This is a genomic window from Bacillus sp. RIT 809, from assembly GCF_016892495.1.
GTDB classification, from domain to species: domain Bacteria; phylum Bacillota; class Bacilli; order Bacillales; family Bacillaceae_G; genus Bacillus_A; species Bacillus_A cereus_U.
The window spans coordinates 78,922-91,409 of the sequence record NZ_JAFEMR010000011.1; the positions used below are offsets into that span (position 1 = coordinate 78,922).

Sequence of the window (12,488 nt, forward strand, 5' to 3'; positions counted from 1 at the left end):
TTCATAAATAGGTTTACTCTTAACGGGGTAAAAAAACGCTTATTTCTTGTCTAATATGTTTAGCGTTTTTTTTTTTTTTTTTCAAAATGCTAGCGTTACCCCATGTTGACTAACGAGTGTAGATTTGAAAGAAAGTTTAATTAAAACCTAGTTAAAAAATTTGATTTCATCATAAAAGAATCCCAATTATTTTGAAGAAAGATTAATCAAAATAATTGGGATTAGTTATTCTATACTACAAAATTTTATAAAAAAGTTTGATTATTTCAATGATTCATATGTCTCTTAAGCACTCTTCAACGTTTGAGAATTATTCATAATCACAACCCGTGATTCAATTAGCCCAAGTTGTTTTCCTTTAGGAATTGTATAATTTGTCTTTTGTGGTGGTTATCGTGATCTGTAAATTCCTTAACAATATATATAAGTGAATAAGGTGTTCCAGTATTCGGACAATGAGTTACACCGTTTGCAGTTAATGGATTTTTTAACTTTTCGGTTGGTAATTCATTAAGCTCTTTTACAAGTAATTCCCTTGTATCTTTTGCTTCTTCAAGAAGTTTTGATTGTGATATGCCTGATTTTGCGTAGTTTGATGCTTTTTTATTATATGTATCAAAATCTGGAAACTCCATTCCCTGTTCATTTTGAACAGATGGGAAGATTTCTGTTAATAGATAATTATCCCAATTCATAATATGGGATATTATCTCACTTACAGACCATTTACCCTCGGCTATCGGTTTAGACCATAATGTTTCATTGATTTTTTCTAAAGTGCTTAACCAAGATGAATAATGACTAAAATTACTAATAATGTTTTTTACCTCACTCAATTTTCTCCCTCTTTTCTAAGCCTAATCAATATAATTATAACAGAAAATCCCAAATTAACAAACGTATGTTCCCGATGTTGTTTTTAGTTATAAAACAACAATCTTTAAACTCCCATTATAAATAATCAAACTATTTTCAAAATCAATATCAAACCCCGTTAGTGCAATAAGAAAAACCGAAATCTCATCTTTAATAAGATATTTCGGTTCATCTTTTTTACAAACGGTTAAACTTTCTTCAAAACGGTACGACTTTTTTATAAACAGTACAACTTTATTTCAAGTCTACAACGAGTACCAAATAGTCCCTAAAACGGTCGTTTAAGGAACTTTATTTATATCTATCAAAATCGACTGAAGTATGTTTAAAATCCAGCCCCAAAACTCATTACCAAAAACAAAGTATCATAACAAACATCAAATACCGTTTATGAAACCTTTTTAACGTACGGAAAAACCAAGTTTTTCAAATGAAAAATTCCTTAGCGTACGAAATTCGCGTTATGTTGGTGGGACCCCATGCCCATCAAGCTAACCAAGTAACTTACTAGATATGAAACGATCCTTGGTTCAAAACTAGCAATTGATAGAAAAGTAGGCATACTAAAGAAGCCTATTAAAACGTGATTTTTTCGCTAGGCAGCTTGTCTATGCTTCACCGTCGTTTTATACACAATCCCTAGAATATCAAAGACGGTCATCTTCTTATACCGATGACATTTACGACCGTTCTTTTTGAGCAGTAGATAAAGACGATGCAAAATTTTCAAAAGTTCTTCTGTGCCAAGGGCTATCGCTTGAAACAGTAACGGAAAGTAATCTTTAATCATATAAATCGCTTTGTATTCACTCAGCTCCTGCTTTGTTTTTTTTAGCAGAAACTGTCGCATTTGGAACATCGTAGAAGAACAGAGGAGAATGCTGATGAGTTGGCCATATAAATGGCACTCTAGGCGTTCTCTTTTAATATTTTTACATTCATCAATTTCAAAAAATGACTTCCACGTTTTAAACAAAATTTCAATCTGCCAACGAAGTGAATACAGTGAGTGCACGTAATTCGTTGGTACTCCTTCTAGAGACGTGTTCGTGATATATACATTCATGCCCATTAAACGTTTACTTTTATCCTTCATGACAATGCCTTTTTTCTTTTCACGTATCGCTTGGTTTCTTAGGCGTGTTTGTGTTTGATCATCGGTTAAACGATGGATAATGACACGTGCTGGAAGTTTCTGATTTTGGCCAATGTATGCCTCGCAAATTTCTATCGTTTCACCGGGGATTAGACCCGACATCATTTGTGTCATATCAAGCTGGATGTATTCTGTTTGCTTTTTTAACGTACCGTTGTTGAAGTATTCTGGCTCAGGATTCTTGATATAAATCCGTGTATTCAGCTTCAACCGCGAGATATAGTAAGCTCCTTTATCCTGAATAGTTTGTAAGTCTCCTAAATCGAAGTAACCAAGATCACGTAAACACAAATCGCTCACCTCTACGGTTTCAAGGCAAACGGTACCATATGTTTTATCATTATTCTTTCCCGGCCCAAGCTGTACGTTAAGGAACTGACCACTTAGTAAATCATATTCCAATTGAATCTTCACTCCAGCTTTGTTACTACTTCCACCTGAACCTTGATACTCGTTAGCGAAAGAATCTGGGAGCTGAAAAACTGTCGCATCTAAAATGCGAATACGTTTGAAAGCACCAAGCATGCTTGAATTTAACGATTGTGTCGAACATAATTTTTGTGTAAGGAGTAAAGTGAAGACTTCTCTAAGGAACGCGACAGCCGCATTGTTAAAGCGTTGATTAAGTCCTTCTTGGCTTATTAAGACACCTGTCGAAGCCGCTAATCGACTGCATAGCTGAGTAAGTGATGTACTGGCAATTTCTTGACTGAGCCAGACGCAAAGAGCCACAAGTTCGTTTGCTTGGTATTTACTTGTTCGTTTCACAAATCCCGTCCGCTTAGCGATTTCTTGTATGGTTGAGGGTGATAGGAGGCATTGAAGTTCTTGTGCATGTAAACTTAGGCAATCTAGTGTTCTATTATTCATAAAAATCACCATCCTAGTGAAATAAAATAGGCTAATTTAAATGATTAACACACACTTAAATTAGCCTTATCCAATTGATAAAATTATTCTTTAAAGAACTATATAATTTTTGAATAGATGACCATCGTAGTAGGGATTGTTAACATCAAAATTGAAGTGAGTACTATTAAGACTTGTTGAGCATCCCAATTAATATCGCTAAATCCTGTTAGAATAAATAGAAGCAAAATTGTACCAAATATGACAAAATAATTCACGAACATCGATTTTCCTAAAATCATCTTCGAACGTTCATCTTTTGGAAATAAGTGTGGGGATAAGTATGCCATAAGTAATTGATTAATCCCTAATGCAAAAGACATAATAGTAATAACATCTGGAAATCGACCATTTATTACATCATCAAAATTTATATAAGTCGATACACCAGTCACAAATAAGCCGGAAATTAAAAATATAAATCGACTTTCCTTCGCCTTTTTAGTCCTACTCATGATTTAATCCTCCTCATAAATGAATATATCTTCAATTTGACAACTGAATATACGCGCGAGTTTGAAAGCTAACGTAATGGAGGGATTATAACGTTCTTTCTCCAATGAAATAATCGTTTGTCTTGATACATCTAACATCTCGGCTAATTCATCTTGTGTAAAATCGTATTTGGCACGCAAATTTTTTATGTTATTTTTCATTCTTTACACCTACCATCTTAGTAAAGCAAGCTTTACGTTAAGTATACTTTACATTTAATTTTTGTTTAGGTCAAGTATACTTTACATTTCAAATCTTAAATCATAATCCTTATAATATAAGTGTAATTTGCATTAGAAACATCTGAAATTTTCCTTTTGGAGTACAGTTTTTTCTTAGCTTGATGGGCATGGGGTCCCACCACATCACCATCAAGTTAATATTTTATAATGCCCCCAAAACGAAAAATTAGAGTCTTTTATAGCAATGAAGTTCATTTTTATCGTTTTGGGGAACAACTAATTTTTTAAGTTAATGGACACATGGTAGGTGTCAAGTTGAACGTTGGTTTTTAACCATTAATACTGGTCTTGCTATATTTTCTCATAAATTAACACATATACAACATCTACTCCCTTTATATCTATCGATACCTTTTGCTATTGGCGTGTAATATAGAAATAATAGTGTTGTTTAATTTTGTTCTCCAAAAGACAATAACCTCCTACCTGTTGATTTGGTAGGAGGTTATTAAAGGTATTTAAAACTCAATCTGATAAGTTTAAATTAAGATGATAATTCCTTTAATGTATCATGTAATTTAAACTTTCTAATTTGATATGCAGCAATTAACCCTGCACATGTTCCCAATAATATACTAACTATGACCAAAGATAATATTTGTAGGTAAGGAATATCTACTATCTTTAAATCCAAACTAGGTAACACAATATAACTAAATATAATACCACCAAACGCTGCAATAATGCTTGCTATTAATCCTAAAAAGGTCCCTTCTAACCAAATAATTTTTTTCATTTGTCCGGGAATTGCACCAACAGCTCGAATCATACTTATTTCAGCACGACGTTCATATATACTTGCTATAATTGCATTCATTAAACCAATACCAGAAATTACAAAAATAATACCAACTAATAACTGAATCAATAGTAACATTTGATTTAACAATGTTAGCTGTTCCTTTAATAAATCTGTACTATTAATAAGTTCTATATTAGTTCCATTCTTCATAACGTGGTTAACCGTCTGTTGTATTTCATCAATATTCTTATGAGAATCTACCATTATTTCTATAGATTCATAACCTTTTATTTGGAAGTTCTTTTTTGCCCATTCCTCATTAACAAATACTCCCATTGTATTCATTTGTAAACTTTGTTCTAATATCGATGTAATTTTAATAAACTGTGGCTCATGACCTGTTGATTGCACTTTAATTTTGTCATTTATTTTTATCCCTAAATAATCAGCTGTTTTCTTTGAAAGAATTCCTTCGCCATTTTTTAGAGGTTCTTCTAAACTTCGCCCTGATGCTACTTTAATTTTTTTTATCTCATTAAATGCAGCTAAATCTATTCCAGAAACCTCCATAATATTTGGGCTAACATCATTCTTACGCACGAATTCGTACCATTCAGGATCAGCCTTTTTGAAATCATAATCAATTAATTCAGATTTGGTATCTGTTGCAATAGCTGCTGTATTTTGTACACCTTTAATTTGCTTTATTTTTTCTAACCATTCAAAAGGAATATGTTCATTTGCTCGACCTAACATTGGTACTCGAATAGATAAATCGGCTGGCATGCTTTTCTTTATCCCTTGCCTCATACCTTCCTGCATTGAATTCATATACATACTTCCCACCAACGCTAACATAAATCCAAAAGACAATATTGCAACTGAAATCGCTGCTTTTTGTCTATTACGTATCACGTTTCGACTACTTATGGAAGTTTCTATACGAAAGACGCGCTGGAAAGGTTTAGTGATTATTGGTGTAATAACTCTAATGATGAACGGTATAGCAAACAATAAACCTATTACAAATAAAAATGCTCCTATAGGTCCAATATTTACTTTAATTAACTTCTCTAAGAAAGTTGCACAAGTTCCAATGACAATACCAACTATCGCTACAAAGAAACTAATTATACTTATTTTCTTTTCCTTTTTATTGACAGACAAAATCACAGGTCTAAAAGCTTCTACAGGTGGAATTTTTCTTATAGACATCGCTGGAATAATAGACCCTATAATAGACATCATAATTCCTACAATAAAAGTTGAAATTAATAGGCCCCATGAGATTATAAAAGTCTCACTATCAACAGTTGCCCCTCCTATCCACCTATTAATCAATCCTGATACTAAACGATAAAATAAAGTACCCATTGTAACTCCTATTAAGGAACCTATACTACCAATTATTAAAGACTCAAGTAGGACTACACCTATTATTTGAACAGATCCACTTCCAAGGGCACGTAATAAGGCCCATTGTTTAAGACGATCACGTACAGATAAGAAAAAGCTTCCCATGACTAAAAGAGCCACAACAAATAGGGCAACTCCACCTAGTCCCCAGATTAAAGGTTTCATTACATTTAAGCGTTCAAATGCTTTATCAACATATAAACGTTGATCAATTTTCACGCCATTTAACACGCTTTTTATTTCTGAAACTAAAAAGGCTTTTTCATTAGCATTAGCCGCTTTTATTTGCACTAAATTATATTTATTTTTCAAATTCAATTCATTTTGTAGCCACTCAATAGGAAAGAATGCAGTTTGCTTCATTGCAGACATTGTTGGCGGATTAATAATACCAACTACTGTTACTGTTTTTTTATTAAAAGGTGGAAAAGGCATTTCAATTTTTTCACCTAATTTAATCCCATTTTTCTCTACATAGGATTTTGTAATCGCAACTTCTGCCCCTTTTTCTGGATATCTCCCTTGATCAATCTTATAAGCACGGATTTCAGGTGAATTTGGTTCGACTCCCCAATACGCCGGTTGGTTTGAAATTTCCGGTTTATTAGGTATTACATATGGTATTAATACCTTTGATACAGTTTTTAGGTTTTTAATATTTTTTATTTGATCTACTTCTTTGTCATCTAAATATTGATCATTTTTCATATAACCGAATTGCAAATTGTAGTCACCGTAATTGTTCTTAACTTGCTGTTTTACTGTTTCTTCGACAGAATTATTTCCTAGTAACAACATTGTGGCTAACATAACACCTAAAGCTGTACCAAGGGTAATAAGTGATGTTCTTAATCGGTTTCCCTTAATTGATTTTATAGCATATTTAAAAATCCACATTTCCAAAACCTCCCTTTCTATTGAAAGTGTGTGTTCATTATTTCTTGAATACGCTTAACTTTCTCTGAAATCTTTTCGTTAGTTTCCTCGTATTCATGAATTATTAAACCATCCAATAGAAAAACAACTCTGTCCGCATGAGCTGCTACAAAAGGATCATGTGTTACTACAACTGCTGTTTGATTTAAGTCATCACAAGCATTCCTAAGTACAGTAATTATATTTTTACTGTTTTCAGAATCTAATGCTCCTGTTGGTTCATCTGCTAATATAATTTCAGGATCATTAGCAAAAGCTCTAGCAATCGCTACTCGTTGTTGTTGACCTCCAGAAAGTTGAGAAGGAAGATTTTCCTCCTTGCCTTCTAAACCAACAATTTTCAAAAGTTTTTTTGCTTGATTTGTGGCTTTTTGTTGTTCGACATTATCCAATAATAAAGGAAGGGTAACATTTTCTTCCGCATTAAAAATAGGTATTAAGTTAAACTGTTGAAAAATGAATCCTATTTTCCTTCTTCGGAATAGTGCCAATTCTTTTTCATTCATCATTGAGATTTCTGTATCCCCTATTTTAACTTCTCCTTTTGTCGTTTGATCTATTCCCCCAAGTAATTGCAACAAAGTAGTTTTACCTGAGCCACTCGCACCCATGATACATAGAAATTCTCCTTGCTTTACTTCAAGATTTACCCCTTTCAGGATGTTTATCATTTTCTTTTCAATGAAAAATGATTTCTCTAAATTCTTAACTTCTATGATCCCCATAAATATCTCCCTATATTAGTATTTATAAAACAACAGGTATCTATTACTTTCTTCTTAACGAAAAAGTAATAGATACCTGTTGTTTTATAGTATATTAAGGTTTAATTAGCACTCTACTTATTCACCTGGTGTACTATCTTTGCAAATACCACCAACTACAGTGTAGGAGTAGTTATTTAACCAAACTTCAAAACCACAGCCTTTTACTACGTCAAAAGCATTTCTGAATTCGTCAATTGTTAGGAAATAATACTTTTCGCAAATAATTGTTCTAATTACTTTTTTTAGTTGAAATTACATAATTTATACCATAATATTCCTTATGATATAATACTATTAAAATATATTCAATAATATTTTTGTATTTTTTGACAATTTTATACACCTTTTATATTTCTTATACCTGTGATCCTGCCGTATGCTCATCGAGCTAAAGAAAAATTGTATCTATAAAACGAAAAAAACGTTATTCTTTCTGTAGAATCATAGGAAAGGATGGCGTTTTTTGTATGTCTATTTCTGTATCTGACAAACTACAACTATTCGCACAGGAGATTCAGAGTCTTTTATCCCCAAATACCTTACAGAATCTAGCTAGAGATGTTGGATTTGTACAACGAGCAAGTAAGTATCGAGCACAAGATTTAATAGCTTTATGTGTATGGATAAGCCAAAGTGTAGCAAAAACATCTTTAACCCAGTTATGTAGTTGTTTAGAAGCATCAACAGAAGTGCTCATCAGTCCCGAAGGACTAAATCAGCGATTTAACACTGCAGCCGTGCAGTTTCTACAGAAAGTATTAGCTAAACTTCTCAACCAAAAGTTATCTTCAGCTAAGCTGCTCTCTTCTCCATGCACTTCTATTTTCAAGCGTATTCGTGTCCTAGATTCAACTGCATTTCAACTTCCAGATCCTTTTTCATTCGTTTATCCAGGTGCAGGAGGATGCAGCCATACAGCGGGAGTAAAGATTCAGCTTGAGTATGATTTATTAAGTGGACAGTTCCTTCATATTCATACAGGCCCAGGTAAACAACATGACCGAACCTACGGTTCCCTGTGTGTCCCAACTGTAACAGCGAATGATTTATGTATTCGAGATTTAGGGTATTTTCATTTGAAAGATCTTCAATATATACAAGATAAAAAGGCTTATTATATCTCACGTATCAAATCGAATACACGTATTTATCAAAAAAATCCTAACCCTGATTATTTTCAAGATGGCAGAATCAAGAAAGGTACAGAGTATATCCAGATAGATATGGAGGCTTTAATGAACTCTCTTCAATCAGGACAAACATGTGAAATATCCAACGCTTATGTAGGAATGACTGATAAAGTCCCAACTCGTGTGATTGTTCATCGACTAACAAAAGAACAACAACAAAAACGATTACAAGATCAAACTGTAAGAGAAAAAAAGAAAGGAATGAAGTATTCTGCTCGTAGTAAACGACTTAGCGGTATCAATGTATATATGACAAATACCCCTGCAGATATTGTCCCGATGGGGCAAGTACATGATTGGTATTCTTTACGTTGGCAAATCGAGATTTTATTTAAAACGTGGAAATCATTCTTTCATATTCATCATTGTAAAAAGATAAAACGAGAACGATTGGAATGCCATTTGTATGGGCAACTGATTGCCATTCTACTCTGTTCTTCTACTATGTTTCAAATGCGACAATTACTTCTTATGAAAAAGAAACGAGAACTGAGTGAATATAAGGCCATATATATGATTAAAGATTACTTTCTTCTTCTTTTCCAAGCTATACAGAAAGACACCCAAGAGCTATCAAAGATTCTAATTCGCCTGTTCAACCTTCTACAGCAAAACGGGCGGAAATCTCACAGATATGAGAAGAAAACAGTCTTTGATATATTAGGTGTCGTTTACAATTGTACCATGTCTGATAATCAAGCGGCTTAAATCAAAAAAATGAAACCCGTTAGGGTTTATTTCGTATGCAAATCTTTCAATCACCTACACTTGCCCTTTAGAAAAAAGAAATAATCTCGCCTAAAATTGACTTTGCATAAGCTTAGCTTGATAGCGATGTGGTGGGACCCCCCATAGACCATAAATCTATGAGAGCTGCCTAAGGGTATTTCACATTCGACTTGGTTCTATTGTAGCAAGCTTTCACCAAATAGCAAAAACATAACGATCCAAAACCAAATAATCAAACGAAATGCACTCTTAAATCCTCCCCAGAGAGAAAATGTTTCCTCTTGCATTATTATCCCCCCTTTCCTACTTGTCTTTTGGTTCTCCAAACCATTCATACATTGCCTGTCGGCTTATAATCCATTCCTTACGCTTCCCTTCAGGATGCAAAAAATACTTCACTAAACCTTCTTGTAACATGCGTTCTAAATCATTTATTTGCTTCTCGTTCATTAAAGAAGGGCTATATTTATTCTTAATTGTCTCACGAGGAATCCTCCAGTAAAAAGCTGCTTCAGATGGTGTCATGTATTTATCGATTTCTTTCATGAGAATTCTCCTTTGTTTGTGCTTTTCCTTTTATGTTACAATAAATAAAGAAGGAAATGGACGAGATTTCCTTCTACTTCAGTCACTCATTAACTAAGCCCTTTGTTTGCTCTTAAGCAAATGAAGGGTTTTTATTTTGCTTGTTTATATTTACTATCTATGACAGCCAAACGGATCAACTTCAGCTTAATATCCTTACTAAGAGAAAGCCATTCAGATGTACCAATTTTCATATCCTATTCCTCCCCATTCCCTTTTTATACTTCAAGAAAATTAACCCCTTAAAACATTTGTATTTTACACTAATTTAACAACTAGAGAATCCTCATCATATTCGTGAATGTGTAAATCATAGCGCATATCTGTTGCATCCAGTACTTTACAAAACCTCTGATAGTAAGCCGGATTACTTACTTCCATGCCAATTTCTCCATTCCTGAACAGATACTCTAAATCATCAATGATTTCTTTTACTGTATTCTCCAATATTTTCACTCCTTACCTTTATAAAATAACCCTATAAGGTTATTTTATAACAAAACATCAAACCTTACAAGGTTATTTGTTTGTTTTTCAGATATTTTATAAAAAATTCTTAATAACATCCTTAACTCACTTTAAACCGCTTATTTTCACTCACAACACATCCTTTTTTATTTAGGTCTTATGTCATTCACTTTTAAATATACATTGGTTATATCGAAATCTGAGAAGCCGTTTTTTGATGAGAGTATGATTTTTTAAAGTTAATTCCTAAAAATAACAAAAGAGCTGGATTTTCATCACAGCTCATTTACTGATCGGTTCTGTATGTGTACATGTCGGATATTGAGAACAGCCAAAAAACTTATTTCCAGTTTTATTCGAATTACGAACGACTAAATGATTTTTACATGTTGGACATTTCCGTTCTTCAGGTTTTACCCCTTGATATACATCTTCAGCCGAATATTCGGGATTAATTTTATTAATCAACTTCTGAAGTTCTACACGATCTATGAGTTTTACATTACATGCCTCCGCTAATTCTTTCGCCTGCCTTGTATATACACTGTTCGTTACAACCCAGCCCTCATGTGCTTTGTAATAGGCTTGCGCTGCATATATCTCTTGTACGGCACTGATTCCGACTCTATTTTTCATCCCGTATCGTTTCGCCTGGATTACAATACGATTTTTCCCCTTTAATACCAGATCCGCTCCGAAATCATTTGACTGCTTTGTGACCATCGGTGAGTACCCAAGTTCTCGAAAGAGAGCCTTCAAATACACTTCAAATTGACGTCCGTCCATTTTATCTATATAGCGAATACCGGACTTAGCCATTCGCTTTAATATTCTTCGCTCCTGGATCTTCCGGTACATAAATTTACAAATACGAAAAAGAACATAAAAGATAAAACCATATATCAAAATTTGTAATATGTTTGGCATGGCTGGTAGATTATACACTTCTCTCCACCTCTTTAATTGGTTTCATTTTCTTTGGTTGAGCTGTTTCTTTTTGCTGCTGTTCACTCACTTGCTTCTTCCGGACATCGTTCCAATCTTTTTCATTCGTTGGAATATCCTCTTTAAGATCTACAAAGCATTTCATCGTCTGAATGAAGTCTTTCCCAGCCTTATCGTTATCAACTGCCATAATGACCTCTTTAATATCGTGCCCTTCTTTTTTCGCATCCATTAAAGATTGAATCACTGTTTTTGACTTCAATCCATGCATAGACACCAGGCGAGCGTTTTGTATTTTATTTTGCTTGATGCTCCAATGAGATAACATGTCGATTGGATCTTCATAAAAATAAATCTTATCCGGCTTACCCACATCAACCGTAAAACCTGCATGGATTTTTTCATAATTCGGGACGATTTGCTTAAAACTTCCCCTTTTATTCTCCATTTTGACCGTACCTTGACGGTTCATTCCAATTACTTGCCCTTTGCCGCCTTCTTCCCTCCATTTGAACACCACGTTATTTTTCTTATCCTGGGCGATGAGATCCTTTTTAATCAACCAGTTCACCAAGCGAGGATCTATTTTCCGTTCATCAATTAAATATCGCTTGATCTCTGTTTGTTTCGGCACCTCTAAGTGTTTTAGGTAGATAAATGGCTGCTGTCCTTTTTTGTTTTCTTCTTCAGCCTTTGAGCGATCAAACTCTTTATAATCACCCTTATTGATGTCTAATACAGCTTGTGGAAATGTCATTTCATAGTACATCATCGCAAAGCTAATCGCTCCATAGCCCTTTTCGCCACGACTATTCCATGCGTATTGATTCCCTTTAATAATGAGGCTATCATGTTCCATATGACGATAATAGTTTCCTTCTTTCTTAAACGCTTCTCCTTTTGCTTCCAGATATGAAATCAAGTCAATGTTTCTTGCTTTCATCGCATCCTCCGTACTGACATGTGCCATTACGGAATCCCCCCTTTACTCTATAAAATGAAATAAAAAAGAGGACTATTCCGTTTCCTAGT

The 12,488-nt window shown here is 33.8% G+C and carries 11 protein-coding genes; 1 reads left to right on the forward strand and 10 read right to left on the reverse strand.

What is annotated here, in order from left to right:
* Positions 1 to 338: 338 nt before the first annotated feature.
* The 6 genes from JTF23_RS13795 to JTF23_RS13820 all read right to left on the reverse strand — a co-directional run bounded on the left by JTF23_RS13795 (position 339) and on the right by JTF23_RS13820 (position 7,497).
* On the reverse strand, positions 339 to 836 hold the full coding sequence (locus tag JTF23_RS13795) for a DinB family protein (RefSeq protein ID WP_204208993.1): 498 nt from the start codon (positions 834 to 836) through the stop codon (positions 339 to 341).
* A gap of 635 nt (positions 837 to 1,471) precedes the next feature.
* Complete coding sequence (locus JTF23_RS13800; RefSeq protein ID WP_374100897.1) at positions 1,472 to 2,902, reverse strand: IS4 family transposase; 1,431 nt, start codon at positions 2,900 to 2,902, stop codon at positions 1,472 to 1,474.
* 98 nt (positions 2,903 to 3,000) lie between these two features.
* On the reverse strand, positions 3,001 to 3,396 hold the full coding sequence (locus JTF23_RS13805; protein ID WP_204208995.1) for a hypothetical protein: 396 nt from the start codon (positions 3,394 to 3,396) through the stop codon (positions 3,001 to 3,003).
* Positions 3,397 to 3,399: 3 nt separating this feature from the next.
* Entirely contained in the window at positions 3,400 to 3,597 is a 198-nt protein-coding gene (locus tag JTF23_RS13810) for a helix-turn-helix transcriptional regulator (protein ID WP_204208996.1), read from the reverse strand.
* 565 nt (positions 3,598 to 4,162) lie between these two features.
* The gene (locus JTF23_RS13815; protein WP_204208997.1) at positions 4,163 to 6,733 is read right to left on the reverse strand and encodes an ABC transporter permease; all 2,571 of its coding nucleotides are present in this window, start codon (positions 6,731 to 6,733) and stop codon (positions 4,163 to 4,165) included.
* Positions 6,734 to 6,750: 17 nt separating this feature from the next.
* Positions 6,751 to 7,497 carry an ABC transporter ATP-binding protein gene (locus JTF23_RS13820; RefSeq protein WP_002130391.1) on the reverse strand — a complete coding sequence of 249 codons (747 nt, stop codon included), beginning with the start codon at positions 7,495 to 7,497 and terminating at the stop codon, positions 6,751 to 6,753.
* 509 nt (positions 7,498 to 8,006) lie between these two features.
* On the opposite strand from JTF23_RS13820, the gene JTF23_RS13825 reads away from it, so the two are divergent.
* Positions 8,007 to 9,437: an IS4 family transposase gene (locus JTF23_RS13825; protein ID WP_204208998.1), complete on the forward strand. Its 1,431-nt coding sequence runs from the start codon at positions 8,007 to 8,009 to the stop codon at positions 9,435 to 9,437.
* A gap of 324 nt (positions 9,438 to 9,761) precedes the next feature.
* On the opposite strand, the gene JTF23_RS13830 is transcribed toward JTF23_RS13825, so the two are convergent.
* From JTF23_RS13830 to JTF23_RS13845, 4 genes are all read right to left on the reverse strand, one after another.
* Positions 9,762 to 10,004, reverse strand: a complete 243-nt coding sequence (locus tag JTF23_RS13830; RefSeq protein WP_000658310.1) for a helix-turn-helix domain-containing protein — start codon at positions 10,002 to 10,004, stop codon at positions 9,762 to 9,764.
* Positions 10,005 to 10,301: 297 nt separating this feature from the next.
* Complete coding sequence (locus tag JTF23_RS13835; protein ID WP_088010307.1) at positions 10,302 to 10,490, reverse strand: hypothetical protein; 189 nt, start codon at positions 10,488 to 10,490, stop codon at positions 10,302 to 10,304.
* A gap of 303 nt (positions 10,491 to 10,793) precedes the next feature.
* Positions 10,794 to 11,456 carry a restriction endonuclease gene (locus JTF23_RS13840; protein ID WP_204208999.1) on the reverse strand — a complete coding sequence of 221 codons (663 nt, stop codon included), beginning with the start codon at positions 11,454 to 11,456 and terminating at the stop codon, positions 10,794 to 10,796.
* Positions 11,449 to 12,426: a DUF3991 and TOPRIM domain-containing protein gene (locus JTF23_RS13845; RefSeq protein WP_204209000.1), complete on the reverse strand. Its 978-nt coding sequence runs from the start codon at positions 12,424 to 12,426 to the stop codon at positions 11,449 to 11,451. Before JTF23_RS13845 ends, JTF23_RS13840 begins: the two co-directional genes overlap by 8 nt.
* Positions 12,427 to 12,488: the final 62 nt, after the last annotated feature.